Source organism: Kaistella gelatinilytica, from assembly GCF_015679325.1.
In the GTDB taxonomy this organism is placed as follows: Bacteria; Bacteroidota; Bacteroidia; order Flavobacteriales; family Weeksellaceae; genus Kaistella; species Kaistella gelatinilytica.
In genome coordinates, this window is record NZ_JADPVI010000001.1 from 499,781 (window position 1) to 525,750 (window position 25,970).

Annotated in this window: 25 protein-coding genes; 12 read left to right on the forward strand and 13 right to left on the reverse strand. The window is 36.9% G+C overall.

Going from position 1 to position 25,970, the window contains the following annotated elements; genetic code table 11:
- Positions 1 to 125 precede the first annotated feature (125 nt).
- The 5 genes from ccsA to IV494_RS02195 all read left to right on the forward strand — a co-directional run bounded on the left by ccsA (position 126) and on the right by IV494_RS02195 (position 6,705).
- Complete coding sequence (gene ccsA / locus IV494_RS02175) at positions 126 to 3,488, forward strand: cytochrome c biogenesis protein (protein ID WP_196078526.1); 3,363 nt, start codon at positions 126 to 128, stop codon at positions 3,486 to 3,488.
- A gap of 269 nt (positions 3,489 to 3,757) precedes the next feature.
- A complete protein-coding gene (locus IV494_RS02180; protein WP_196078527.1) occupies positions 3,758 to 4,675 on the forward strand; it encodes a ribonuclease Z in 918 nt (305 codons plus the stop codon).
- A 48-nt stretch (positions 4,676 to 4,723) separates the two neighbouring features.
- The gene (locus tag IV494_RS02185) at positions 4,724 to 5,272 is read left to right on the forward strand and encodes a YcxB family protein (protein ID WP_196078528.1); all 549 of its coding nucleotides are present in this window, start codon (positions 4,724 to 4,726) and stop codon (positions 5,270 to 5,272) included.
- 85 nt (positions 5,273 to 5,357) lie between these two features.
- Positions 5,358 to 6,122, forward strand: coding sequence for a TIGR02757 family protein (locus IV494_RS02190; RefSeq protein WP_196078529.1), 765 nt, complete (start codon positions 5,358 to 5,360; stop codon positions 6,120 to 6,122).
- 16 nt (positions 6,123 to 6,138) lie between these two features.
- Positions 6,139 to 6,705: a DUF1003 domain-containing protein gene (locus tag IV494_RS02195; RefSeq protein WP_196078530.1), complete on the forward strand. Its 567-nt coding sequence runs from the start codon at positions 6,139 to 6,141 to the stop codon at positions 6,703 to 6,705.
- Positions 6,706 to 6,803: 98 nt separating this feature from the next.
- On the opposite strand, the gene rsmA is transcribed toward IV494_RS02195, so the two are convergent.
- Positions 6,804 to 7,580 (reverse strand): 16S rRNA (adenine(1518)-N(6)/adenine(1519)-N(6))-dimethyltransferase RsmA, encoded by a 777-nt coding sequence (gene rsmA, locus IV494_RS02200; RefSeq protein ID WP_196078531.1) that lies wholly within the window; start codon positions 7,578 to 7,580, stop codon positions 6,804 to 6,806.
- A gap of 130 nt (positions 7,581 to 7,710) precedes the next feature.
- Between rsmA and IV494_RS02205 the strand changes: the two genes are divergently transcribed.
- The 6 genes from IV494_RS02205 to rluF all read left to right on the forward strand — a co-directional run bounded on the left by IV494_RS02205 (position 7,711) and on the right by rluF (position 11,893).
- Entirely contained in the window at positions 7,711 to 8,610 is a 900-nt protein-coding gene (locus IV494_RS02205) for a cell division protein FtsX (RefSeq protein ID WP_196078532.1), read from the forward strand.
- 2 nt (positions 8,611 to 8,612) lie between these two features.
- Positions 8,613 to 8,918, forward strand: coding sequence for a DUF3098 domain-containing protein (locus IV494_RS02210; RefSeq protein ID WP_039347906.1), 306 nt, complete (start codon positions 8,613 to 8,615; stop codon positions 8,916 to 8,918).
- 71 nt (positions 8,919 to 8,989) lie between these two features.
- Complete coding sequence (locus IV494_RS02215) at positions 8,990 to 9,808, forward strand: undecaprenyl-diphosphate phosphatase (RefSeq protein WP_196078533.1); 819 nt, start codon at positions 8,990 to 8,992, stop codon at positions 9,806 to 9,808.
- Positions 9,809 to 9,912: 104 nt separating this feature from the next.
- Positions 9,913 to 10,611, forward strand: coding sequence for a tRNA pseudouridine(55) synthase TruB (gene truB / locus IV494_RS02220; protein WP_196078534.1), 699 nt, complete (start codon positions 9,913 to 9,915; stop codon positions 10,609 to 10,611).
- Positions 10,608 to 11,165, forward strand: a complete 558-nt coding sequence (locus IV494_RS02225) for a hypothetical protein (RefSeq protein WP_196078535.1) — start codon at positions 10,608 to 10,610, stop codon at positions 11,163 to 11,165. The genes truB and IV494_RS02225 overlap by 4 nt, the downstream gene beginning before the upstream one ends.
- Before the next feature lie 5 nt (positions 11,166 to 11,170).
- Complete coding sequence (rluF, locus tag IV494_RS02230) at positions 11,171 to 11,893, forward strand: 23S rRNA pseudouridine(2604) synthase RluF (RefSeq protein ID WP_196078536.1); 723 nt, start codon at positions 11,171 to 11,173, stop codon at positions 11,891 to 11,893.
- Positions 11,894 to 11,993: 100 nt separating this feature from the next.
- On the opposite strand, the gene IV494_RS02235 is transcribed toward rluF, so the two are convergent.
- From IV494_RS02235 to IV494_RS02260, 6 genes are all read right to left on the reverse strand, one after another.
- Complete coding sequence (locus IV494_RS02235; protein ID WP_196078537.1) at positions 11,994 to 12,437, reverse strand: phosphohydrolase; 444 nt, start codon at positions 12,435 to 12,437, stop codon at positions 11,994 to 11,996.
- Positions 12,438 to 12,614: 177 nt separating this feature from the next.
- Positions 12,615 to 12,917, reverse strand: coding sequence for a hypothetical protein (locus IV494_RS02240; RefSeq protein WP_196078538.1), 303 nt, complete (start codon positions 12,915 to 12,917; stop codon positions 12,615 to 12,617).
- An 11-nt stretch (positions 12,918 to 12,928) separates the two neighbouring features.
- Positions 12,929 to 13,600: an AcvB/VirJ family lysyl-phosphatidylglycerol hydrolase gene (locus tag IV494_RS02245; RefSeq protein WP_196078539.1), complete on the reverse strand. Its 672-nt coding sequence runs from the start codon at positions 13,598 to 13,600 to the stop codon at positions 12,929 to 12,931.
- Entirely contained in the window at positions 13,597 to 16,188 is a 2,592-nt protein-coding gene (locus IV494_RS02250) for a phosphatidylglycerol lysyltransferase domain-containing protein (RefSeq protein WP_196078540.1), read from the reverse strand. Before IV494_RS02250 ends, IV494_RS02245 begins: the two co-directional genes overlap by 4 nt.
- Entirely contained in the window at positions 16,181 to 16,804 is a 624-nt protein-coding gene (locus IV494_RS02255; RefSeq protein WP_196078541.1) for an MFS transporter, read from the reverse strand. Before IV494_RS02255 ends, IV494_RS02250 begins: the two co-directional genes overlap by 8 nt.
- A 21-nt stretch (positions 16,805 to 16,825) precedes the next feature.
- Positions 16,826 to 20,263 carry a glycosyltransferase gene (locus tag IV494_RS02260; RefSeq protein ID WP_196078542.1) on the reverse strand — a complete coding sequence of 1,146 codons (3,438 nt, stop codon included), beginning with the start codon at positions 20,261 to 20,263 and terminating at the stop codon, positions 16,826 to 16,828.
- Between the two features lie 272 nt (positions 20,264 to 20,535).
- Between IV494_RS02260 and IV494_RS02265 the strand changes: the two genes are divergently transcribed.
- Positions 20,536 to 20,847 (forward strand): hypothetical protein, encoded by a 312-nt coding sequence (locus tag IV494_RS02265; RefSeq protein ID WP_196078543.1) that lies wholly within the window; start codon positions 20,536 to 20,538, stop codon positions 20,845 to 20,847.
- Positions 20,848 to 20,943: 96 nt separating this feature from the next.
- On the opposite strand, the gene IV494_RS02270 is transcribed toward IV494_RS02265, so the two are convergent.
- The 6 genes from IV494_RS02270 to IV494_RS02295 form a co-directional block, all read right to left on the reverse strand.
- Positions 20,944 to 22,479 (reverse strand): SulP family inorganic anion transporter, encoded by a 1,536-nt coding sequence (locus IV494_RS02270; RefSeq protein WP_196078544.1) that lies wholly within the window; start codon positions 22,477 to 22,479, stop codon positions 20,944 to 20,946.
- 314 nt (positions 22,480 to 22,793) lie between these two features.
- Positions 22,794 to 23,474 carry a type 1 glutamine amidotransferase domain-containing protein gene (locus tag IV494_RS02275; RefSeq protein WP_230379815.1) on the reverse strand — a complete coding sequence of 227 codons (681 nt, stop codon included), beginning with the start codon at positions 23,472 to 23,474 and terminating at the stop codon, positions 22,794 to 22,796.
- An 89-nt stretch (positions 23,475 to 23,563) separates the two neighbouring features.
- Positions 23,564 to 23,797 (reverse strand): 4a-hydroxytetrahydrobiopterin dehydratase, encoded by a 234-nt coding sequence (locus tag IV494_RS02280; RefSeq protein ID WP_196078545.1) that lies wholly within the window; start codon positions 23,795 to 23,797, stop codon positions 23,564 to 23,566.
- A gap of 54 nt (positions 23,798 to 23,851) precedes the next feature.
- On the reverse strand, positions 23,852 to 24,115 hold the full coding sequence (locus IV494_RS02285; RefSeq protein WP_196078546.1) for a DUF2024 family protein: 264 nt from the start codon (positions 24,113 to 24,115) through the stop codon (positions 23,852 to 23,854).
- Between the two features lie 84 nt (positions 24,116 to 24,199).
- Complete coding sequence (locus IV494_RS02290; protein WP_230379816.1) at positions 24,200 to 24,769, reverse strand: Dps family protein; 570 nt, start codon at positions 24,767 to 24,769, stop codon at positions 24,200 to 24,202.
- 301 nt (positions 24,770 to 25,070) lie between these two features.
- Positions 25,071 to 25,799, reverse strand: coding sequence for a bacteriorhodopsin-like (locus tag IV494_RS02295; RefSeq protein WP_196078547.1), 729 nt, complete (start codon positions 25,797 to 25,799; stop codon positions 25,071 to 25,073).
- Positions 25,800 to 25,970: the final 171 nt, after the last annotated feature.

Consider the following 25,970-nt stretch of genomic DNA (forward strand, 5'->3'; position numbering starts at 1 on the left):
AAAAACATATTGCAAATTCGCTTATTAAATATATACGCAGTATTTTTGCACATCTTGAATCCTATTGCGGAATTTTTTGTAGAGATGAAAAGTTTTCCAGTAGGCTAAAAAAATTATTTTTCCTAATGAAAAAAATTCAGAATATTTTTATCTCAACCCGCACTATGGCGGTTCTGTTGTTGTTATATGCCTTTTCAATGGCTTACGCAACTTTCCTCGAAAATGATTTCGGTACACCAACAGCGAAGGCACTCATTTACGAGGCGAAATGGTTTGAAGCCATTATGTTATTGCTCATCTTAAATTTTATTGGAAACATTTCACGTTACCGACTTTGGCGCCGGGAAAAATGGCCAACTTTGGTTTTTCACCTTGCATTTATATTGATCTTTATCGGTGGTGCAGTCACGCGTTATGTAAGTTACGAAGGAATTATGCACATTCGCGAAGGAGCAACTTCAAACGAAGTGGTGACTGATAAAAATTTCTTTAAAATTCAAATTGAAGAAAAAGGTGATATTTTAAATTATCAGGATGTTCCTTTCACCATGATTCCCGATGATGCACGGGAAAATAAATGGATCGCCAAATTTACCGCGAAAGATTTCAAAGCAGGTTACGATTATCACGGAAAGCAGATCACCGTAAAACAATTGCAGTTTATTCAAAGAAAGAAAGACAGTTTGGTTGCAGGAGATAATGGCGTTGAATACTTACACGTTGTTTCCGCAGGACAATCTGGTCGCGAAAATATTTACATCAAAGCTGGCGATTCGAAATTGGTCAACGGAACTTTGGTTTCTTACAACAGACCAATTGATGGCGCTGTAGAATTTAAAAACGATGGAAGTGGTTTGATGATCAAAACGCCGGTCGATGCGAATTTTATGACGATGGCAACGCAAGCAACCGGAACAACGAAAAAAGACGAATTTCAACCTTTAGCATTAAGAAGTTTATATACCATTAATGATTTAAAACTGGTAGTTCCGGAAGGTTTAAAAAAAGGAAAACTCATCGCTTATGAAGGTGATCGTAAAAAAGATAAAGATGTTCCGGATCAATTGACCGTTGAAGTTCAGGGACCAAAAACAAAGCAGATCGTTGATCTATCCGTAGAAAAAGGAAATCCAAATGCCTTTAAACAAATTGCAATGGATGGAATGAACGTTATATTAGGTTTCGGACCCAAAGTTTACAACACGCCATTTTCTTTGAAATTAGATAAATTCGTCATGGAAACCTATCCGGGAAGCTCAGCGCCAAGTGCCTACGAAAGCCACGTTCAGGTAATTGACAAAGGAAAACAAACGCCCTATAAAATTTTCATGAACCACGTTTTAAATCACGGCGGTTATCGATTTTTCCAGGCGAGTTTTGATCCGGACCGAAAAGGAACAGTACTTTCAGTAAACCATGATTTTATCGGAACGATCATTACTTATTTCGGATATACTTTCTTGTTCTTAGGAATGTTTGTGACTTTCTTCTGGAAAGGTTCTCATTTTTGGAAACTGAATAAAAATTTAAAATCAGTGAATCATAAAAGAGCGATAACGGTTATTTTGTTGTTGTTAAGCATGAGTTTTAATGCCCAATATATTGATACTCACGGAACCGACGGTTCGAAAGAACAGGCACATTCCGCCGCAGATGGTCATGGTCACGGAAATGCTGATGCAGCTTTAATGGAGGAAGGGAAGCCAAAGAAGGAATCCCAAAATTCTTTAGGCTTAAGATCACCAAAACCGATCACCGCAGATGAGATCATCGGGAAAAATAAAATTTCAAAAGAACATGCTGATCAGTTTGCCTATCTTTTAGTACAAAACTACGACGGTCGAATTGTTCCTATGAATACGCAGGCTCTAGATGTTTTAAGAAAATTATACAAAAAAGATTCATTTACAGGAACTGATGGAAAATCCCTGGATGCTAATCAGTGGTTTTTATCCATCAACACCGATACTGCGAGCTGGACCATGGTTCCGATGATCAAAGTTGGTGCAAAAGGTGGCGATGAATTAAAGAAAAAAACAAAAGCCAATGAAGAAGGGTACACTTCATTAATGCAAATGTTTCCCGCAGATGCAAGCGGACAACTTCATTATGTTTTGGAAGATGACTACAACATCGCTTTCCGAAAAAAACCTGCCGATCAAAGCAATTATGATAAAGAAGTTATTGCGGTAAATGACAGAGTACAGGTTTTCAATGAATTTTTCAGCGGTCAGTTGATGCGGATCGTACCGGTTCAAAATGATCCAAATAATACATGGCATTCCTGGTTAGATCAAAATTTCGAACCAGACGAAGCTTCTCAAAAAGTGATGGGTCCTTATTTCTCCAGTGTTTTAGATGCACAGAAAAATGGCGACTGGAATAAAGCAGGAGCTGAACTCAAAAAGTTAGAGCAGTACCAAAATACCTGGGGTAAAAATGTAGTTCCTTCCGAGTCAAAAGTGAAGCTGGAAGTGTTCATGAATAAAGTCAACCTGAATTTCAAACTACTTATCTTCTATACATTGATCGGAGGTTTGCTTTTGGTCTTAGGTTTTATTGAATTATTCAAACCCAACAAAATTTTGAATAAAGTCATTAAAGGAATTATCGCAATTGGGATCGTGGGTTATACCGCGCATTTCCTTGGCTTGGTTTCAAGATGGTATTTGTCAGGACACGCTCCCTGGAGTAACGGTTACGAAGCCATTATCTTCATCAGCTGGATCGGAATTTCTGCCGGTTTAATGTTCTATTTCGGATTTGGTAAACCTAATTTCAACCGTAAAAAAGATTTAAATAAAACGATAAACAAAAATAATGTTTCAAACGCTTTAATTCCTGCAGCCGGATTTATGGTTGCCGTGATTATGATGGGATTTGCACATGGTGGTTCCGCTTTGGATCCGCAAATTACGCCGCTCGTTCCTGTTTTAAAATCCTATTGGCTCATCATTCACGTGGCAATTATCACATCGAGTTATGGCTTTTTTGCCTTGTCGATGATTATCGCTGTGATCACTTTGGTCTTTTACATTATCTCGAATAAAAAATCATATCATTTACACCATGATTCTACTTTAAAAGAACTCACCATCGTTTCAGAAATGTCTTTAACAATAGGACTTTTCGCTTTAACGGTTGGTAATTTCTTAGGTGGGATTTGGGCAAATGAATCTTGGGGACGATACTGGAGCTGGGATCCAAAAGAAACCTGGGCATTTATTTCCATCATGGTTTATGCCTTTGTTTTACACATGAGACTTGTTCCGGGATTGCGCGGAAGATGGTCGTTCCACGTTGCAGTAATGTTCGCATTCTGTTCCATGGTAATGACGTATTTCGGAGTAAATTACTATTTAAGCGGACTACATTCTTACGCCGCAGGAGATCCGGTTCCCGTTCCAGCTTGGGTTTACATCGGTTTAGGAAGTATGCTTTTGCTCTCCGCAGTTTCATTCATCAGATTCAAAGCATTAAAAAAATAAGTGCTCAATTCAATAATAAGATCCCGAAATTAATTTTTCGGGATTTTTTTTGGGAGCAACGAGTCCGTTTTCTTTCTGGAAGATCAAACCCGCTTTCACTACTCGCTTCCTGAAAGATCGGGAGAGCTCAAACACGCCGTTCAATCGGGGCTAAAATCCCATTTTGTTTCTTCTTCCCAAAGTCCCCAAATTATCATTAAATTTGTAAAAATTAAATAACCAACATCAGACATCCATCACCGAACATCTAACATCAATCATCCTAAGATTTGAGCACTTATTTAACAATTCTCGGCTTTAATTCCGCAATTCCCACCATCACTTCTTCCCCAACTGCACAGTTTCTGGAAATGGAAGAACGTGCATTCCTCATCGATTGCGGCGAAGGAACACAGGTTCAGCTTCGAAAAGCCAAAGCCAGATTTTCTAAGATCAATAATATTTTTATTTCTCATCTTCACGGTGATCACTGTTTTGGTTTACCCGGATTAATTGCTTCTTTCCGACTTTTAGGTCGCGACATGCCTCTCAATGTTTACGGTCCAAAAGGCATCAAAGAAATGATGGAAACCATTTTTCGACTCACCGAAACGCATCGTGGTTTTGAAGTTATTTATCATGAACTTAGTGGCAAAACTTCTGAGAAAATTTATGAAGACAATCGGGTAGAAGTCTTTACGATTCCGCTTGATCACCGCATTTATTGCAACGGCTATCTCTTCAGGGAAAAACCGAAAGAACGCCATCTCAATATGCAGGAAGTTTCAAAATATTCCGAAATAGAAACCTGCGATTATCATAATTTAAAACTCGGCAAAGATTTTATTTTAAGCGATGGTTATGTTTTAAAAAATTCGATCTTGACCAATGAACCAACCAGATCAGTTTCTTATGCTTTCTGCAGTGACACGAGATATTTGGAAGACGTAATTCCTATCATCGAAAATGTTGATGTGCTTTATCACGAATCCACTTTCCTTCACGATCTGAAAGAAATGGCAGATTACACCGGACACACAACGGCTTTAGAAGCTGCAAGAATCGCCCGAAAAGCCAATGTTGGAAAATTGATTTTAGGACATTTTTCCAATCGTTACGGAGACTTAAGCGTTTTCACCGATGAAGCCCGCGAAGTTTTCCCGAACAGTTTTTTACCAAAAGCTTTGGAAGCGGTGAAGATTGGATAGAATTAATTTTGAAAAAAGTCCTTTGTTGATTAAAGAAAATTCTGAGAAATGATTATTGATTACAGTTTAACGAAAGAGGATTTTTTGCATTATCTTTTATATGCAGAATCGAAAAATAAGAAACTCCCTAAAGTTATCCGACAGACTTATATTTGGATTTCCGTTGCTTTCGTTATCTTTGTACTTAATATTTACAATAGAAATAAATTCGCGCTATGGTTTTTCATCCCGGCTTTTTTGATATTCGTAATTTCATTTCCTTTTTTATTGAAGTGGCTAACTAAATCACATTACAAAAAATTTATTGAAGAAAATTTTAAAGAGAGGATTGGATTAAATACTTCGATTGAATTTCATAGCGATCAACTTATCATTAAAAATTCGGTTGGAGAATCAAGATTTAATTTTGACAGTTTTGTGGAAATTAATGAAGTTGCCAATTATTATTTTCTGAAATTAAAAACTTTGGAAAGTGTCATTATTCCAAAAAGTAGCATTCAAAATATTGTAGACTTTAAAATCTTTGTTGAAAAACTTAAGGCAAAATATGATATCGCAGAGAATGTAGAATTGGATTGGAAGTTTAGCATTACTTGAACTTATTCTTAGTCCAGAATTTCTTTTCTGAGAAAATTTTAATTAATACTCAAAAAATCAAAAACACAATCACTCAATACCAAAAATGACCTTGCCCGAACTTAAAGATTTCCTCGACGAAAAAGCAGATTTCTACAATAATCCTTCTTTTATCGACGACGATCCCATTTCAATTCCGCACCGTTTTTCTTTAAAACAGGATATTGAAATTGTCGGATTTCTCACCGCCACCATTTCCTGGGGAAATCGAAAATCCATTATCAACGACGCCGAGAAGATGCTGAATTTTATGGAAAATTCTCCTTTTGATTTTATAAAAAATGTTTCCGGGAAAGAGTTGAAGTCTTTAGAGAAAATGACTGTTCACCGAACTTTTATGGGAGAAGATTTTCGGGAATTTATCCTAAATTTAAAACGGCTTTATTCTATAAATGACAGTTTAGAAAATTTCTTTCTAATACAAAATGACGAACAAAATTTCTACCACGCTTTACACCGGTTCCGCGAAAATTTTATTGGAGAAAATATCCATCGAAGCAAAAAGCACGTAAGTTCAACCTATAAAAATTCTTCAGCAAAGAGACTGATTATGTTTCTGCGCTGGATGGTTCGCAAGGACCGAAAAGGCGTCGATTTCGGCCTCTGGAAAAACATTGATCAGCGCTATTTATCTGTTCCATTGGACGTTCACACCGGTAACATTTCCCGCAAGATCAACATCATCCAACGAAAACAAAACGACTGGAAAACCGTGGAGGAAATGGATCTGGTGTTACGAAAATTTAATCCCGAAGATCCTGCTCTTTACGATTTTGCGCTGTTTGGTTTGGGAGTTTCCAAGGATTTTTAACTAAATTTGCGCTCTTATGGAAAAAATCAGCAGAGCCGAATTGCGCGAAAATAATATAAAATTTTTAGAGAAAATTACCGACTGGGTCATGTGGTGGATTGGTTCTATTCCTTCACTTATTGTCCATTCCATCGTATTCCTGATCGCTTTTTTACTGCCTGTTTTTGGAATTGTCGCGGTAGATAAAATGCTCTTAATTTTAACCACCGTATTATCTTTGGAAGCAATTTACCTCGCCATTTTTATCCAGATGTCCGTGAACAGAAGTCATGAGCATATTGAAGACATCCGCGAAGACATTGAAGAAATTCAGGATGATATCGAAGAAATTAGTGAAGATATTGAGGAGATCAGCGAAGATATTGAAGAAATTAGTGTTGATATTGATGACATCCAGGAAGACATTGAAGATATCGCGGAGGATGAAGATGAAGAAGATCACAACGAACGCGCCAAAAATGTAATGCTTAAAAGCCACGTTTCATCCAATAAAAGTGATATTAGGGAAATGCGTGCGATCATTGCAAAACTTCACACTCAATTAGAGGATCTTAAAAAAGAACAGGATAATAATTCAAAATGATAACGGTATTGCAGTTTGAATGTAATGTAAAATTTCCTCAGATCAGAAAAGAATTACTCAAACATTCAACAACTTAGGCATTCAAACACGATCTATTTTTAATTCGCCGACGCTTCTTTCCATTCCTTTGTAAACGAAATAAAATCCTGGATCGATAACTCTTCCGCTCGTTTATCCATAAAGATATGCGTTTGCAAAGCTTCCGGGATTTCTAGAACTTTCAGAGAATTTGACAGCTTTTTCCGTCTTTGTCCAAAGCCAGCTTTTACAATTTTCTTAAATAAAACTTCGTTGCCAACCAAACCTTCTTTCGGATTTCTTGTCAATTTGATAACACCCGATTTTACTTTCGGTGGTGGATTAAAGACATTTTCGTGTACCGTAAAAAGATATTCCACATCATACAAAGCCTGAACTAAAACTGATAAAATTCCATAAGCTTTTGTACGTGGAACAGCCGCAGTTCGTTCTGCAACTTCCTTCTGAAACATTCCTACCATTTCCGGAACGTGGCCGTAATAGTCGATGATTTTAAATAAAATTTGAGAAGAAATATTGTACGGGAAGTTTCCAATGATCGCAACCTGATCGCCAAAAGTTTCTTCAATATTCAATTTCAAAAAATCTCCAATGATATGCTGATCGTCTAGTTTTGCGTAATGTTTCTGCAGATAATCAACAGATTCTTTATCAATTTCCGCTACGAAAATTTCTGAATCTTTTTCCAGAAGATATTTCGTAAGAACGCCCATTCCTGGTCCAACTTCCAGTATTTTTTGGTACTGATCAAAGGAAAGTGACTCAACAATATTTTTTGCGATATTTTCGTCCATAAGGAAATGTTGGCCGAGATATTTTTTTGCTTTTACGTTCATAAATTCAATGTTCAAAAGGAAAAATCTGCGTTAAAAAGTATTTTCTTTATGTTTTTTTTAACACCGATTTTCTAGGATTCTCGGCAAATTACGGAAGATTTTTTCTATTTTAGCAGAAATTTATTATTTAATGGCAAAGACAGTTGAAGATTTTAACAAAAGACGGCTTCGCTCCAGTAATATTACCGTTGTGGTAAGTATTGCTCTGGTGTTATTTTTATTAGGATTAATGGGTCTTATCCTCATCAATGCTCAAAAATATTCCGATTACATCAAAGAACAATTGGTCGTGAATGCCTATTTTGACGAAAATTTTGATGCAAAGGATTCCGTGAAGATCGTGAAGCAGGAAAATGATGCTTTCAAAAAAATTCAAACTTTAGCACCCGTAAAACGGGCCACTTATATTTCTCGGGAAATGGCGGCTGAAGAAGCCAGAAAAAGTATGGGAATCGAATCCAGCGCACTTTTCGAAGAAAATATTTTCCCTTCCTCTGTAGAAATTGCACTGAAACCGGAATACGTGGATCCTGCGAAAATCAATGAAGCCATCAAGCAAATAAAGGCGACACCCGGAATTATGGATGTCAAGAACAACAGCACTTTGATGGTTGAAGTGTATAACAATCTGAACAATATTTTAAAATGGATCTTAGGATTTTCAATTCTGTTCCTCGTTTTAGCGGTGGTTTTAATTAACAACTCGATTCGACTCAAAATTTTCTCTAAGCGATTCATTATCAAAACAATGCAACTGGTTGGAGCAAAAAGGCGTTTCATTCTAAAACCTTTTATTAAAGAAGCAATAATTCTTGGTGTAGTTGGCGCAGTCATCGGATTAGCCGTTCTTTTTGGAGCATGGTATTATTTTATCACCCAGATCGGAACTCCGTTTGTACAAGACAATAATCAACTGATTATTTTAGTGGTCGGAATTTTCTTGTTGGGCGTAATTATTACCGTTCTCAGCACTATTTTCGCCACCTGGAAATTCCTCAGATCTAATGTAGATGATCTTTATTATTCATAAAAATGAGCAAAAAAAATCAAAAATTTTCCGCTGATAATTACGGAAAAAAAGAAGTCAAAACAGTTCCTGAAAACACCTTTTATTTCGGCAAGGAAAATTATAAATTCATGTTGATCGGTTTGGCTTTAATTGTCGTAGGTTTCCTTTTAATGATGGGACCCGACGCAAATACTGTTGATGGAAAATACGATCCAAATGTCTGGAACGAAGGAATTTTCTCCATCCGCAGAATCCGTATCGCACCCATGTTGGTCATCGCCGGTTTCGCAGTAGAAGTTTACGCAATACTCAAGCGAAAAAAAGTCTGATTTTCACTCAAAATATTCACCACTTTGTCAAAGTTAAGATCTTTGACAAAGTTTTTTTTTAAAACTATCATATGGATACACTTCAAGCGATCATCCTTGCAATTGTCGAAGGTCTCACCGAATTTTTGCCGATTTCTTCCACCGCACACATGGGTTTTGCCGCCAATTTGATGGGAATGGAAGAATCTGAATTTCTAAAAATGTTCCAGGTTTCGATACAGTTCGGAGCTATTTTAGCAGTCGTTGCAGCTTACTGGAAGAAGTTTTTTGATTTTTCTAATCTAAAATTTTATTACAAATTAGGTTTCGCCGTTTTGCCCGCTTTAGGTTTAGGATTTTTATTCGATGATAAAATTGAAGCCGTTCTCGGTAATCAAGTCGCCATTTCCTCCATGCTTGTTTTAGGTGGAATCGTTTTGTTGTTCGTCGATAATTGGTTCAAAAATCCTGTCATCCACGATGAAAAAGAAATGTCCATCAAAAAAGCCGTCATCATTGGTTTTTGGCAGTGTCTCGCGATGATGCCCGGAACGAGTAGAAGTGCAGCCTCAATTATCGGTGGAATGACGCAGGGTTTAACCCGAAAAGCTGCGGCTGAATTCTCTTTTTTCCTGGCCGTTCCAACAATGTTAGCAGTAACCGTTTATTCAGTTTTCGTGAAAACCTGGGGAAAAGGAACGCCAAATCCTATGAAAGGATACAAAATGATAATGGCAGACAATCATCATATTTTGCTCTTTTTCCTCGGAAATGTAGTTGCATTTATCGTTGCCTGGATCGCTATAAAATCATTCATCAGTTTGCTCAATAAATACGGATTCAAACCTTGGGGTTGGTACAGAATTATTGTGGGAATCGTTTTGCTGATTTATTTTACACAGTTTCAATAATTTTTTTGGGCAGACATTTCCGCCCTCCGTTCCCTCCCGATTTTACATCGGGATCCACTCAGGTCGGGCTGCAATTGGGATATTCTTACCAAATTTTATTTTAAATGACAGACGAAGATTTACTTTCCGGACAAATAATTCTCCTAGACAAACCTCTGGACTGGACGAGTTTTCAAGCCGTCAACAAACTCAAATACAAACTCAAAAGCGAATTTAATCTTCCAAAGAAATTTAAGATCGGTCACGCTGGAACTTTAGATCCAAGAGCAACAGGATTATTGATCGTCTGCACCGGAAAATTCACCAAAATTATTCCTGAAATTCAGGATGCACCCAAAGAATATTTCACCGAAATAAAAATAGGCGTGCAAACAGAATCTTACGACACCGAAAAACCCGAGATTTTTCAACAGGATATTTCAGAAATCACGGAAGCGCAGATCAAGGGAACTTTAGAAAAATTCCTTGGTGAGATCGATCAGAAACCACCCATTTTTTCAGCGATTAAAATTGAAGGAAATCGTGCGTACGATTTAGCCAGAGCAGGAAAAGAAGTGGAAATGAAATGGCGCAAAACCACCATTAATTACATCAAAGATATCGAAATCGAATTGCCTTTCGTCCGATTTACGGTTGGTTGTTCAAAAGGAACATATATTCGAAGTTTAGCGCACGACATCGGTCAGGAATTGGGAGTTGGAGCCTACTTAACAAATCTAAGAAGAACTAAAATTGGCGGTTACACGATTGAGAATGCAAGTTCAGATTATCTGCAAAACGATTTTAAATTTAATAAAGAGTGAAAAAATTAATTTTACTCATTTTTCTTACCACATCGATCTTCTTTTTCGCTCAGAAAAAAACGACAAAACTAGGAGTTTTTACTACCATCGATGCGAATATCGGCTTTGATTTAGGAAGTATTATTCGCGAAAATCAGGCGCAAAATGATTACGAAAAAAGTCAGCTTCCTCCTGGAAAATTTAATTATGGTTTCAGCCTTTTAGCAGGTTATCAACCTTTAACTTGGTTTTCGGTAAGTGGCGGTTTGCGATACAGTTACATCGATCCAAATTTTCATTTGCTCTATTATAAAATTCAACCTAATTTCTATATCAACGACCCTGAAACGGATGATCTTGTTTATCTTTTCGCTAACTTTGGCACCAAAATAAATCATACTGCAGCAAAAAAGGCTGGATTTGTCGGTATTGGAATTGGTAAAACCGAACCTTTAAGTAAAAGATTCGGTCATCAGTTTCAATTGAGTTTAGACGATCAGATCATCGATGGAAATGCCAGTATTTTTATAGGATTATCCTACGGAATAATCCTTTTTAGCAACAAAAATCTTTAATACAATTGGAACAGACACGCATAAATAAATATCTTTCAGAAGTTGGTTACTGTTCGCGCAGAGAAGCCGACCGTTTATTGGAACAAGGTAGAATTACCATTAATGGAGCAATTCCCGAAATGGGAACTAAGGTTTCCGACCAGGATGAAATTTTTGTGGACGGAATTTCCATCAAAAAGTCAGAGGAAAAACCAGTTTATATCGTTTTGAATAAACCGGTTGGGATTGTTTGCACGACCGATACCAAAAGGGAACTCGATAATATCGTTGAATTTGTGAATCATCCGAAAAGAATTTTCCCCATCGGACGCTTAGATAAACCGAGCGAAGGTTTAATTATGCTGACAAATGACGGTGATATTGTGAACAAGATTTTGCGCGCCAGAAACAACCACGAAAAAGAATATATCGTAAGAGTTGACAAGCCGATCTCTCCAAAATTCCTTATGCAAATGCGGGGCGGAATTCCGATCTTAGATACGGTGACGAATAAATGTGAAGTAGAACAGATCGATAATTTATCTTTCAGAATTGTTTTGACGCAGGGTTTAAACCGACAGATCCGTAGAATGTGTGAGTTTTGTGGTTATGAAGTGAAAAAATTGAAACGCATCCGAATCATGAATCTCAAACTCGATCTTCCGGTTGGGAAATGGCGTGATTTAACGGAGACTGAACTTTCTGATTTAAATAATCTTTTAAGCGATTCTGATAAAACAGTTGAGTAGAAACTGACAAGTTGTAAACCACAAAAGCCGCAAAAGTTTTATTTTCTAATTTTTCAAAAGACAAAAAAAGTATATTGGGAATTTTCCCGGAAGTGAATTGCTAATATTTCTCCTTTAAATAAAGATAAGCCGTCAAATATTTGTTCAGGCGGATCATATCTTTTTCTGTGATCGGTCGGTTAAATCTTGTGAGATTCATATTATCCTGCAGATCATTCATTTTCACCGAAACTGCAAGTGGGGATTTTTCGGTCTGTTTTACAAATTCCATATAATCCTGATCTTCCGGATGTTTCGTCAAACACTCGATCGCGAAAACAAGATCATTCGGAAAACCTTCTGCCAACAAATAATCTAAAGTGATTTCGGGGCAGTCTTCAATCACATCATGCAAAACTCCCACGATCTTTTCATCGTACGTTTTCCCGGAATTCATCACTCTGATAACGTGTCCAATATAAGGGGTGCCAAATTTATCAGTTTGTCCTTTATGAGCCTTCTGAGCGATTTTCATGGCTTTATTTAAGAGTTCGTCTTTGGTCATTTTGAAATGTTTTTTAATAGAATAATCCGAGTGAAATATAAGGGGATTTTCCGAAATATTAATAATGTTGAAGAAAAATTTTGAGGAAAACTAAAATGAAATAGTAGCAGGATTTCGATATCAAGTTGATTTTTTACTGAGAAGTTTTCAATCAGAAATGCCTTATCAACATTCAGTTTACTGAAACCAAAATTTTCTCAAAATAACGAGCACTATTAAGCCAATTCCTGCAATGGCTACCTCAAACAAAATTTCGGCGATTAATTCAAATCGGCGCATGCGTATCTTGTTTTCAGTTTTAATAGAAGCAAAAGACAGGATTACAGAAAAACAGAGCAAAACCGCGACGATACTTGTAAATTCATCTAGAACAGAACTTTTTGTAGAGGAACTGATGTGTAATGAAGTGATCACAATAAGACAGAAACCCAAGAGATTTGACGCAGTTGGTAAGATATGTTGTGAGGTTTTGTTCGACATTGAATTGAATTTTAAAAGTATTTTACGAGCGTATCGGCTAGCATTTTAGTGTTGCCTCCGAAATGGTGATCACCCGGAATATGAAGAAACCGATAACCTCGGAGCGTAATTTCTTTTCGCGGAAAATATCTGTTCTCGAAATCACTTACAACCAAAGTGAAAGGCACGTTTTTTATCTGGTTAATTTCGTTCGTAACACTGTATCCATGCTCCATGTGACCGGTTATGTATTCTTCCAGATGAATTTCAAAATCATTTACCTGCGATGGACCAATAATGATCAACTGCTGAATATTTTTCTGAAATTCCGTATCGAAACGGTTGTAAATAAAAGGCGAAACATCTGCGCCGTAGGAATATCCGATGATGATGATTTTTTTATTTGTACGGTTTTTGGTGATCTCTTTCAAATATTTTTCTGAATCTTGTGAGGCTTTTAATGGTGTTTTTTTATTCCAGAAGTATTTCTTCGTGTTCAGTGCAAAAACATCGTAGCCATAACGGTGAAGTTCCTGGCCAAATGTTTTTGAAAAAGTGTTGAATCCCGCATCACCACTTACGTAGAAAATAACCGGTTTGCTGCTGTTGCTGTTCCATTCTGTCACGGGAAATGAACTGTCATCCGAACATGAAAACAGGAGGAATAATGCAGTTAGACTCAGAATTTTTACTAACTTTTTCATTGCGGTTTAGTAATTTTATTTAAAGCTGCCGGAATTTGCAACAGATCAAAATCGTTACTGTACATCAAATATTTATTTTCCCACTGGTTTGCATATTTTTCTTTGAAATCGCGCAGACTCTGATAATGTTTGAAACTTCCGATCCGGTTGTAAACAAATTTCAAAATTTCTTCTGCCGTATTGTCGGGTTGCTTCATTCCGCCCAAAGGTGTTAATCCCAGGTTGATGTAAAGCATTTTTTTGGTCTTCGCATACTCCACGAGTTTTACAATCATGGCATCCATACTTCCATTTGGCGCAGTTACTGTCTTTCGGATCAGGTCATATGTACATTCATCGGGCGCAAAATCTGGAATAACATTTAGAAATGCTTCTATCTTTCCAGCTTCATCTTTAATAACGATCAAATCCTGCGTTTTTATTTCAGATCGCTCAAACATTCCCTGTGAAAATACCATTTCTTCTTTATCAAATTCCTTTAACCATTCATCGGAAATACTTTGAATTTCATTTAAAATTTCTTCATTTTGAGGCTGGTATAAAATCTCGGAGGTGTAGCCTTTTTTAGATAAAGAGTTCAGTCCATTTCTTAAAGTTTTTCTGTCTTTTCCTTCCAGTTTAAAGTCTTCGATATTCATGATCGCTTCCTGACCAATAAATAATTTCTGTTTTTTAAAAGGTTTAAAGAGAAATAAACTTTGCTCATCAATTCGATAATAAATAGTTTTTAAACCATTTTTTTTACAGAAATCTTCGAACTCTTCAATTAGTTTTTCTTTATGCTCTTCGTCGCAAACAGGTTCTTCTAAAACGATGGCAAAATGATTTGCAATGCGGTAAGAAATGAAACCTTCTACTTCATCGGAAAAATGAAACTGTTTGTCTTTGGCTATTTTAAAGAAATCAAGCGCTGAAGTTCCGTAGGTTTCCATTAAATTTTGGGCATCTTGAAAATCACCTGAACGATCATCACTTTTTGTTAATTGCCGAACATTAAACAGGGAAAAAATAAGGAGCAACCAGGAAACGATTCCGAGGAAAACGTTGATGTATTCAAAATCCCGCGCAAATCCGGTTTTCGGCACCAATCCACTATCCTGAAAAAGAAGAAAACTATGAATCGTGTAATACAGTGATTCGCTCCAGGTAAAATCAATCCCAAAATGGCGTTTATCAATGAAATAAAAACTGAGAAAATTAAAGATGACTACGCTGATCAAAAGTCCTATTAACCAGGAAAAACCCAGTTTCAAATATTTTCTGTTTGTTTTTAATATGTATTCTTTCCGACTGATCAGTAAAAGTAAAATAATGAACAAAGCAAAAGATGCTTCTTCGTAATCTAAAGCTTTAATGATATTTCCAAAAAATGAAATTACGGCAAGGATCATCGCAAAATACCAACCGCGTTTTAATCCCCGCAATAGGTATGCAGCCGTCACCAATAAAAGAATTCCTGCGACCAAAGTCAGTATTTTTGAGAAGTGGATCGTATCTTCAGAGAGATAAAGTTTTCCCAGTTTTAGCCGGTGTTTTATTGGTGGCGTGATGACCGAAATAATATTAATGAGTCCTAAAATAAAAATAGCGAGTGCGGGAAAAATTCGCGCGACTATTTTTCTCCCTTTCCAGATAAAAGCAAATAATCCCAGAAGCAAAGGCAACCAAAATTCAAAAACCCGGTAAAGCAAGGTTATTCCTAAACCCTGGCTGTGCGAGAATCCGAAGCTTGCGAGAATATAGATCAGTGTGAATTCTACGGCACCTAAACCTCGTAAAAATGGGGAAACGAGCATCAGTAAAACCGAAATAGTATAGCCAACTGCAGCCGCAGAAAAAGATCCTTCTGCACCAAATGCAAACATCGCGATCAAGAGGTGAAAAATCCCACAGAACTCTATTAAAACTGAAATTAAAACGGTAATGTAAAAGTGTTTTTTGTGAATTTCTCCACCAAAAAATTCGTCGATATCACTAATTTTCTTCGGAACGCGTTTTTCTAAAAATTGATAAAGAATTCCTTTTGTTCGAAGGGAGTTCACCATCCAAAAAACCAGCGCGATAAAAATCCCAACTCCCAGCAACCACATCCAGGAATTTCCAAAATTTTTATTGACGAGAGCAGCATATGCAACAACAGGAATACCCACAAGAAAAACAGTCACAATGCCGACAAATCCGTAAATGGCACTTGCTTTATGAATGCTGTTTTTATCGTAATCTTTTCGTTGAAGTTGTCGCGGCGTATAAGCCAGAGAACTGATTCCGCCTGCAGGAAGAAAAACGCTCAGGAAATTTCTTTTTAAAAATAATTCCAGCGCATCTGAAAGTTTCAGTTTGATGCCCACCGCTCTGAAACTCGCCATATACATGAATGCCTGCAATAAAACGTAAATAATGGTGAGGAAAATTCCGGCAGAGATCCAGATTGGTTTTGCCTGATGAAGTTGTGACAGAATAGAGGACATTTCCTTTCTTTCACTTCTAAAAAAGACGAAAGCCAGAAATAAAATTAAGACGGCGAGAATTTCCTGCCATTTTATTTTTGAAAGATTTTTTTTGAAAAATAATTCTATTTTTTTAATCATTAATTTTTTCTTTAATCTTCGGTTCTTTAAAATAAATAAGGAGTGAAATTACGGCGCCGATCAACATAAAAACGCCGCCTGCAAAAATAGTTTCTATCATTTCACCATGAAAATATTGTTTCGTCATAAAAGCCAGTAAAAATGCCGCAACAGCTTGCGGAATGACGGTAGAAAAGTTAAAAACCGAATAATATTTTTCATTCTCTTCGTCGGGCGCCATTTCGCCAACCAATAAATACGGCGTTGTACTGATGCTGCTCCAGGCGATCCCGATAAATACAAATGAGAGCAATAACAAATATTTTGAGTGGATAAATCCCATAGACATTAAACCTAAGGCACCACAAAATAATGCGACAGCGTGCACTGCATATTTCGAATTTCGCTTTAAAATTTTATGCAAAGTGAAAGTTAAACTTGCGCCTAAAATACTGTACAGTGCAAAACAGATCCCGACCCATTTTGTGCCGTTTTCAAAATCGAAACTCTCTGAATTTCCTGTGGTAAAAAAGTATTTCGTAATGACCGGCGTTGCATAGATCCACAACGAAAATAATCCCAACCAAGTGAAAAACTGCACGAGAAAAAGAGGAAATAATTTTTTGTATTTGAACATGCCCCAGGTTTTTAATTAAAATTACGTCGTTTTCACATTCCCTGTTCTTTTCAAAACGCCCCAGTTTTGAATTTCTCCTTTGATCGCTTTTCTGAAAGATTTAAACAGAATATAGTACATCAATTGTCGATAGATCAACCTTTGCGGAATCATCCAGACCAGTTTGCTGAATTTTTCTTTTTCAAAGGCAAAAGCTATGGCAGCTCCTAATATATCGACGAGGGAGAAGATGATATAGTATAAAATAATGTGATACGGATCTGCGACTATTAAACCTAATCCGGAGAGAATTAAACTCATTACCAAAAGTAAATCTGCGAGTGGAGCCAGGAATGGCAGTAAAATTTGGTAGAGCAAAATATTGGGTAATGCAACCCGACCGAAGTTTTTGTATTTTTTTCTGAAAATCGCATCGCGGTGTTTCCAGAAACTTTGCAGGATCCCAAAACTCCAGCGGAAACGCTGTTTCAAAAATTGACCGATCGTTTCAGGTGCTTCTGTGTAAGAAATTGCTTCATTGCACTGTTCGATAATATAGCCCAGCTTATGCAATCTCATGGTCAAGTCGCAATCTTCGGCTAAGGTATCAGTCGTAAATCCACCTGCTTCGATAACCGCTTTTCTTCTAAAAGCTCCTAATGCTCCGGGAATTACCGTGATACAGTTCAATAATGAAAATGCACGACGGTCGAAGTTTTGGGACGTAATGTATTCAATACTTTGCCATTTGGTGATCATATTAATTTCGTTACCGACCTTCACATTTCCTGCAACCGCACCGACTTCATTAGGTTTTCCAGCCAAATAAAAGGTATTCATCAATTGCGTAACCGCATCGGTTTTTAACTGCGTATCTGCATCGATACACACAATAAATTCGGAGTCGGTTTTTGAAATTCCGAAATTTAAAGCGGAAGCTTTTCCGCCGTTTGGTTTGGTGAACACTTTTACTTTCGGATTTCCTTCGAAGGCTTTTTTTACATTTTCAAACGTATTGTCTTTACTGCCGTCATCCACAAAAACGATGTTAATATCCGGATAATCCTGACTCAATAAAGAATCGACCGTTCTTATGGCATTTACTTCTTCATTATAAGCCGGAACGATGATGCTCACTTGCAAACCTGCAGGAATTCCTTTGAAAGTTTCACGCAGTTTTTTCTCTCTTTTGGTTTGAAGATAAGCGAGAACACCCATGAAAAGCATTCGGCTGATCGAGAGAATGATTCCAAGTAAAAATAGGGAATAGATGACCTGTCCGATCCAGTAACTTGCCGCAGCAAAAAAGAAATTCAGATCATTTTTCCAGCTTCTTGGTACGGGAGGCATCAGTTGAGATTCGGGAACTTTCATCAAATCTGCAACTGTTGTAAACTTACAGCCTCTGTCCTTAAAATATTTAATAATCCGTGGTAGCGCATCTACAGTCGGCTGTCTTGTATCACCACCGGAATCGTGGAGCAGAATGATGCTTGCATTATTTTGTGTCGCGAAACGAATGGTTCGGTTCACAATAGAATCTGCATTCATTTTGGGATCCCAGTCATTCGGGTCTATACTTTCGCCGATCGCGATATAATTATCTCTTTTACTTTGTACCAAAGGTTCCAGTTCCTCATAAGTTTGAGGCTCAGAATCCGCATTATAAGGTGCGCGGAAAAGTACAGTCGACTTTCCCGTGATGCATTCAATTAATGAACGGGTTGTTTTTAATTCTAAGGCAGCTCTTTCGGGAGACATTTTTGCCAGATTTCCGTGGGTGAACGTATGGTTTCCAATTTCGAAACCATCGCGGTTAATTCTTTGAACCAGAGGAATATTTGCTTCGGCATTTTCACCAATGAGGAAGAAGGTTGCAGGAACTTTTTCCCGCTCCAGAATATCCAGAATTTTGGGCGTATATTCTGAACTTGGGCCGTCATCAAAAGTTAAGATGATCTTATGACCGGGACCAATTTTTGAGCTATCCTCCGCAAATTTTTCGTAAAGAAATCCAGATGGTAATTGTGAATAAGTTTCGTCTGCAATTAAATTTTCATTTTTATCGGCCAGAATTTTTGTGCGACCCTGTTGTGGTGAGTAGAGAATATTAATGATCTCCCCATTTCCAATTGCAGTTGGTTTGCTGTTGAAATTCGGCGGCATCATTTCTAACAGAGTGAAATTATATGGGCTTTTATTTAAACTTTCTGTACTGAGATCTCTCGCGTAAAAAGACCAGATTCGTGGATCCTCACTGCCTAATCTCCATAATGCAGTTCCTGCATTCCGGTAATCATCAGAAAATCTTAAGATATTATAAACTGATGCAGCGTCGGTAAACCAAACATCGTTTTTCGAAGCGGGTTCATCTTCACTTCCCGCAAAATTATAAGCATAATGGAGATTGTAGGAATTTTCATCGAAATCAATATCAGACTTCGAAATTTTTGCACGATCGATAACCTGGCTGTAGGTGAGATCTTCCGTCCTTTTACCATTTTCATCTGTGATCCATTGTCTTCCGTATGCTCCAACACCGAGAATCAGTTTTTCGGAAGGAATATCTTTTGCAATTTGATCCAGCTGCTTCTCGATCCATTTCTGATCACTGATGGGTCCTGCGTGTGAAGGATCATTAAACTGATCATAGGCCATTATGATAAAATAATCGGTATAATCTTTTAAATAATTGTGATTATAATCGGTGTTATCTGCCATGATATCTATGGAAACTATCAGTCCGTTTTGTTTGAACTGCGTGTATAAGTTTTTCATAAAGGCGTTCAGAAACTCATCTGAATTCTCCTTCATTTCCTCGAAATCGATATTTATTCCCTGCAGATTATTTGTTTTTAAGGTCGTGATGATCTGACCAATCAGCTGATTTTGAAGTTTTTGATTATGAAGAATGGTGTGAAGCAGATCTCCGTTGAAATTTCCCTGTTTCCCAGGAATAGAAATAAAATTATTCAGGATCGGCTGAACACTTAATTTATGATATTTCATGACCGAAAGCGCCTCTTTATCGATGCGCGAATCCAGTTGAAATGTTGTTGGATTGATAAAAAACCATTCCGGATAAATCGTATTAAGTTTGCTTCCGTTCGCACGAAGATCAGAAAGCGAAAGCGGCGACCACGGAACATAAAATGCGCCACGGATCAATTGTGCATTCACAACATTCCTCGGTTTTTTTTCTTCCTGAATTCTCTTCTGCAGAAAATCTTTGAAACCTTTGAACTTTTTGTTCAGTGGTGTTGCTAAAGTGAATTTGTTATCGGGATTAATTTTCGACTCAAAGGATTTGCGAATTGAATTCATTTGTGGCATCGAAGGGTTTTTTCCTCTTGCCACCGCAATTCCGACCACTATTAATACGAAAAGGAGAATGGAACCAATGACTCTGATTGTCCACTGTGTGAGTCGGTAACGTTTTGCGTTATTGGTCTGAAATATCTGTCTTTCTTTGTCTGACATTGATTAATTAATTATTTATCAAAGGTAATTCAGTTTTAAAGTTTTTATTAGTCTAAAATTGTAATTTTAATTGATAGTTTAAATTTAAATTATATTTAATTGATGATTTCATCTATTTTAATGAATGTTCTATTATTGAAGTCTGATCCGTAAAAAATATTCGACTTTATTTATTCTAAACGATTTGTTTAATCATCATTCAGATCTTAAATAAATTGTTATAATTATTTTTAATTGTTTTCTGTTAATTGTACCTTTGTTCTAGAAATATCATGAATTTATCTCCGGAAGCACAAAAACTCTTTACGAAACTAACTTCTGAAATGTTAGAAGACGGTTTTGTGAAAATAAGCGAATATACTTTCTATAAAAAATTGGGGAGTATGACGGTATCTTTGGGAGATCACGCTTTGAAGATCATGCATCAGGGAAAATGTTACAGCATCATTCCGGAACGGGAATTTCTGAAGTTAGCAAACGGATTTGAACCGATTCTCTTCCAGTTAAAATATTTACTGGCTTTCTCCATGCGACAGGATATGAACAGACTGGTTAATTTTCTTTCAACCTATTTTTGGAATTAAAAAGTTTCTGCTTAGAAGCGTTTTCATAAATCTATCTTCCTCACTTCATCCTCAGAATTTTTAAATGTGATAGAGGTCAAAGTATTTTGGAAATAATTAATCTTCCACTGCTACTAAATATTCTGGATCTTTCATAATATTCACATCGATGACCGCTTCGGCATTATTTAAAAGTCGAATGCAATCGGCGCTTAAATTTTGAAGATGAACTTTTTTTCCAGCCTCAAGGTATTTTTTTGTAATTGAATTCAAGGCTTCAATAGCCGACATATCTGCAACGCGGGATTCCTTAAAATTGATAATGATTTCAGCTGGATCTTCTGCAATCTTAAATTTCTCTGAAAAAGCCATAACTGATCCGAAAAATAACGGTCCGTAAATATCATAGTGCTTTATTCCTGCATCATCAATTCGGGTTCTTGCACGGATCCTCTTTGCACTTTCCCACGCAAAAACCAGGGCAGAAATGATAACTCCGACCAAAACTGCCAGTGCCAAATTGTGGAGATAAACAGTGATTGCTGCAACCAAAATCCCGATAAAAATATCCTGTTTCGGCATTTTGTTAATGATTTTAAAACTTGCCCATTCAAAAGTTCCGAGAGCGACCATGATCATAACTCCGACCAAAGCCGCCATTGGTAATTTGCCAATAATGGGTGCGCCGAAAAGAATGATAATTAAAATGGTGACTGAAGCAATAATTCCAGAAAGTCTTGCTCTGGATCCTGCGGAAAGATTGACTAAAGTTTGAGCGATCATGGGACAACCACCCATTCCAAAAAAGAATCCGTTTGCAATATTAGAAGTTCCCTGTGCAATACATTCGCGGTTTCCATTTCCTTTTGTGCCCGTCATTTCATCCACAAGATTTAGAGTTAAAAGTCCTTCGGTTAATCCAACCGCCGCAAATATCAAGGAGTAGGGAAGTATGATCTTAAAAGCTTCTATACTAAAAGGAATATTTGGAATATGGAAGGGAGGAAAACCGCCTTCAACGGAGGCAATATCCTGCACTGTTTTGGTGTTGATTCCAAAACCTACAACCAAAGCAAAAACAACAATAATTGCAACTAAAGAAGCAGGAATTTTTTTTGTGATCTTCGGAAATAAAACAACGATGGCAATTGTCAAGGCAACTAAACCTATCATAATCATTAACGCTTCGCCTTTAAGCCAGGATAACTGCCCATTTTTTAGGATTTTAAACTGTGTTAATTGCGACATGAAAATAATGATAGCAAGGCCGTTTACAAAACCGTACATCACAGGTTGCGGTACCAGTCTTATGAATTTGCTGAATTTAAAAAGTCCGATTAAGATTTGAATTACTCCTGCAAGTGCGACCGCTGCGAAAACATATTCAATTCCGTTGGAGCGCATTAAAGCGATGATGACTACTACGGTTGCACCAGCTCCGCCAGAAACCATTCCGGGTCTTCCCCCAAAAACTGCGGTAATTAATCCGGCGATAAAAGCGGCGTATAAACCGACCAAGGGTGGGAAACCAGCCAGGATCGCGAAGGATAAGGATTCTGGGATCATTGTCATAGCAACTGTTAATCCTGCTAAAACTTCGTTTCGGTAATTTATTTTTTGAGAAAAATCAAATAGATTGAGAAATGCTTTCATATATTGATGGTCAACCTTTTTACAAGATCATTTTTAAATAAAACTTTCACTTTCTTAATTTTAAAAAAAGTAAAATAACCCCGGATTTGAAAATGGATTCAAATTGAGTTTTTTGAGGATGCAAAAATAATAAAATAATTAGTAGGCAATGATCTTGCTCACGGAATGAAAGTATCTAAATTAAACGCTCTTCTTCAACCGTGCTGCAATTTTGTAAACCGCCGGATCGGAAATCATCCATACACTTTAACAAAATTCCGGATAAAAAAAAGCCAAACTTAATTGGCTGTAATTTTTAAACATAAAGAAAATTCCTATCCCAAAAGTTCGATCAGTGCTTCTGCAGTTGGTCCTGCTGATAAGGGATTTTGTCCCGTAATTAAAAGTCCATCTCTTTCGACATGAGAAGCAAAAGGTAGAAGTGCATTGTGATAATCTGCACCTAATTCTTTCAAGCGATCTTCCAGCTGATAAGGAATTTTTTTTGCGCGCATTGCCAATTTTTCCTCCATATTAGAAAATCCTGTTACACGCTTTCCTTTTAAAAGAGAAGGGTCTAGTTCAGCGGCTTTAATTAAAGCAGCCGGTCCGTGACAAACCGCTGCGACGGGTTTTCCGCTTTTTAGAAAATCTAAAATTAATTGTCCACTCAAATCATTGGTCGCCAGATCGAATATTGGACCATGACCGCCCGGATAAAAAACCGCATCATAATCTGAAGCGGAGATCTCATCTAATTTGTGCGTATTTTCCAGCGCTTTTTTTGCGAGTTGATCCTCCTGAAATCTCCTGTTAGAAGAAGTAATATTTTCAGTTAACGCACTCATCGGATCAATGGGCGGTTTTCCTCCTTTTGGACTTGCCAGTGTTACTTTGTATTCTTTGTCGATAAATTCGTAATAAGGATCTGTAAATTCACCGATCCAAAGTCCGGTTTTGTCATCTGTATCTTGTAGCTCTGCGTGAGAAGTTAAAACCATTAAGATTTTTTTCATAGTATCATTTTTATTAAAAGAAAATCCGGCAATTTTTTTTGGATCAAAAAAACCACGAGCACTCTACCGGAGAATCTTTAGGTTAGAATTTATGCTAATATTTTGTCGATCGCTTTGGCCAGTTTATGATCTTTTTCGGTGACCTTATCTCCTGCGTCGTGCGTAAACAAATTGATCTCTACTTTGTTGTATTCGTTGGACCAGTTTGGATGATGTTGCTGACTTTCTGCGATGAGTGCAACTCTTGTCATAAAGGCAAATGCTTCGGAAAAATCCTTGAACTTAAAAGTCTGATGAAGTTTTCCATTGGTTTCTTTCCACATAATATTATTATTTTAAATGATTAAACGTGAATATCTTTAAAAATGAGCACGCTGTTAATTGCAATTTTCCATTTCTAGGATATAATAGCCGTTTTGGTTGATCTCCTCCTCAAAATGTGATTGAAGCGTTTCGATATGGCAAAAACTGCATTCCTTCGAAGTTAACAACTGCTCCGGTTGCCCTTTAAATTTTAAATAGTTTTTTCCGTAATTCTGAATGATCGTTTCATCCCGAATTTCAGAAGGCGCAATAATGTCGAAATGCATCACAGTGCCATCTTTTTTTGTTACATAAGTATCCCAAACTGCTACCTGCATCTTATTATTTTTTGAATTATAATTTAATATCAAAATACCTTCAGCAAAGAAGGTATCTTGGTATAGAATCTAAGTGTTGAATTCTTAATTATCAAATCCCTGACTGATCTCAAATAAAAACCAAATTCTTCTCTCAGTCGCATCTAATTGTTCCTGCAAAAGATTACTGGTCGGCGAATCGCGGTTGTCTTCCGTTGTTTTGATCGCTTTTCTTTGATTACTCGCAATATGACTGTTATCCGACAATAATTCTGCGATCATATCTTGTGCACTTACGAAATCGTCATTGTTATCAGAAATGGTTTGTAATTGTGAAATATGCGAAATACTTCGAATGGTTGTTCCTCCAATTCGTCGTACGCGCTCTGCAAGAATGTCGATGCTGTCGAAGATCGCTTCTGCTTGCTCATCAAACAAAAGGTGATAATCTCTAAAGTGTGAACCGGACAAATGCCAGTGGAAATTTTTTGTTTTCGTGTAAAGTGCGAACGCATCAGCTATCAGTGGATTCACCGCATTGACGACATTTTGTACTTCGCCTGGTTTTAAATCTGTTGGAACAGAAAGTTGTTTTGGTGCTGGAAATCCTTTAGCCTCCATTTTTCCTGAATTTTTTTTAGTTACAGGATTTGCTGTTTTGTCTTGTTTTGCCATTTTGATATTTATTTTAATGTGAATTGCGTATTGCAATCGACAATTATTATACCGAGATTAACTTGTAGAAATTTTTATGATAACTTTAACGTAACTCATGTTTTTTTAAAAATATGTGAATGATCCGAAGAAATAAATTTAAAAATTCATGAGCTTTATTTTAATGTTTAAGACTGAATTCTATTATAAATAAAAAAAGTTTACCAAACCGAAGTTCGATAAACCTTTTTAACAAAAATAAAGCTAGAAGTAGAACTGATGTTCTTACGGTAATTTCGGGAGTTAAACTCCAGAAAGATGTTTAAATTTCTTTGGTAGATTTTACGGCTAAATTGTAAACCACTAATCCAAATCCGATTTTATTGATCGCATCTGCAATGTTGTATACAACATCTACACTGCCTTTTCCCAGGATTGAAGTGTACCATCCATCAGTTCCCAACATGTAACCGAGCGGATAAATTGCCCAACCTACGAGTACAAACCAACACAGTAATTTGTGCGATTCTAAAACTGAACCACCTGCAGCTTTTGCCAGTTTCGCAGCGCTACCGAGCCAAATCTCATATACGATGGCGAAGTAAGCGATACCAGAAACCAATCCCCAGATCGCTGCATTTTCTTTGAAGATCGTCTCTCCTAAATATCCTGTAACCAACATGACAACAGACAGGAAGATCATTTTCCACAATAAACCGATTTTTGCGCCCGCAAATTTTAAGATCAAATAAAATTCAACGCACATTAATGGAACGGTTAAAATCCAGTCTACATACCTGAAAAAGGTTGGAGACTCATGAAATGCGCCCCAGTATTCTTTCATGTAAAAATAATGGACTGCTGCAATAAAAGTAATTAAGCCAGAAACTAAAACGGAGGTTCGCCATTTTTTATCAAACTGACTCAGCGATAAAAAGAAAAATGCCGATGCGGCCATCATGGCCATTGTACCTACAAAGAAGGTGAATCCAGTGTAATCATCTGGTAACATTCTCGCAATTCCTGCGGAGAGTAATAATAACTTTGTCATAATTTATAATTTTTTTTGTTCCTCAAATGTACATCAAAAATCGATATTAAGTAATAGATATTACCTATTTATGAAATATAGTAAGATATCTTACTATCGGTATAAAGAACTATAATGGTTTGTTTTTCAACTAATTAATGTTTAATACCATCATAAATAAGTTCAATAATA

Bases quoted from the DNA above. Each gene is read 5' to 3' on its own strand.
- ccsA (WP_196078526.1), top strand. From the start codon at position 126: ATGAAAAAAATTCAGAATATTTTTATCTCAACCCGCACTATGGCGGTT.
- IV494_RS02185 (WP_196078528.1), top strand. From the start codon at position 4,724: ATGATTATTGATTACAGTTTAACGAAAGAGGATTTTTTGCATTATCTT.
- IV494_RS02190 (WP_196078529.1), top strand. From the start codon at position 5,358: ATGACCTTGCCCGAACTTAAAGATTTCCTCGACGAAAAAGCAGATTTC.
- IV494_RS02195 (WP_196078530.1), top strand. From the start codon at position 6,139: ATGGAAAAAATCAGCAGAGCCGAATTGCGCGAAAATAATATAAAATTT.
- rsmA (WP_196078531.1), bottom strand. From the start codon at position 7,580: ATGAACGTAAAAGCAAAAAAATATCTCGGCCAACATTTCCTTATGGAC.
- IV494_RS02205 (WP_196078532.1), top strand. From the start codon at position 7,711: ATGGCAAAGACAGTTGAAGATTTTAACAAAAGACGGCTTCGCTCCAGT.
- IV494_RS02210 (WP_039347906.1), top strand. From the start codon at position 8,613: ATGAGCAAAAAAAATCAAAAATTTTCCGCTGATAATTACGGAAAAAAA.
- IV494_RS02215 (WP_196078533.1), top strand. From the start codon at position 8,990: ATGGATACACTTCAAGCGATCATCCTTGCAATTGTCGAAGGTCTCACC.
- truB (WP_196078534.1), top strand. From the start codon at position 9,913: ATGACAGACGAAGATTTACTTTCCGGACAAATAATTCTCCTAGACAAA.
- IV494_RS02235 (WP_196078537.1), bottom strand. From the start codon at position 12,437: ATGACCAAAGACGAACTCTTAAATAAAGCCATGAAAATCGCTCAGAAG.
- IV494_RS02240 (WP_196078538.1), bottom strand. From the start codon at position 12,917: ATGTCGAACAAAACCTCACAACATATCTTACCAACTGCGTCAAATCTC.
- IV494_RS02245 (WP_196078539.1), bottom strand. From the start codon at position 13,600: ATGAAAAAGTTAGTAAAAATTCTGAGTCTAACTGCATTATTCCTCCTG.
- IV494_RS02250 (WP_196078540.1), bottom strand. From the start codon at position 16,188: ATGATTAAAAAAATAGAATTATTTTTCAAAAAAAATCTTTCAAAAATA.
- IV494_RS02255 (WP_196078541.1), bottom strand. From the start codon at position 16,804: ATGTTCAAATACAAAAAATTATTTCCTCTTTTTCTCGTGCAGTTTTTC.
- IV494_RS02260 (WP_196078542.1), bottom strand. From the start codon at position 20,263: ATGTCAGACAAAGAAAGACAGATATTTCAGACCAATAACGCAAAACGT.
- IV494_RS02265 (WP_196078543.1), top strand. From the start codon at position 20,536: ATGAATTTATCTCCGGAAGCACAAAAACTCTTTACGAAACTAACTTCT.
- IV494_RS02270 (WP_196078544.1), bottom strand. From the start codon at position 22,479: ATGAAAGCATTTCTCAATCTATTTGATTTTTCTCAAAAAATAAATTAC.
- IV494_RS02275 (WP_230379815.1), bottom strand. From the start codon at position 23,474: ATGAAAAAAATCTTAATGGTTTTAACTTCTCACGCAGAGCTACAAGAT.
- IV494_RS02280 (WP_196078545.1), bottom strand. From the start codon at position 23,797: ATGTGGAAAGAAACCAATGGAAAACTTCATCAGACTTTTAAGTTCAAG.
- IV494_RS02285 (WP_196078546.1), bottom strand. From the start codon at position 24,115: ATGCAGGTAGCAGTTTGGGATACTTATGTAACAAAAAAAGATGGCACT.
- IV494_RS02290 (WP_230379816.1), bottom strand. From the start codon at position 24,769: ATGGCAAAACAAGACAAAACAGCAAATCCTGTAACTAAAAAAAATTCA.
- IV494_RS02295 (WP_196078547.1), bottom strand. From the start codon at position 25,799: ATGACAAAGTTATTATTACTCTCCGCAGGAATTGCGAGAATGTTACCA.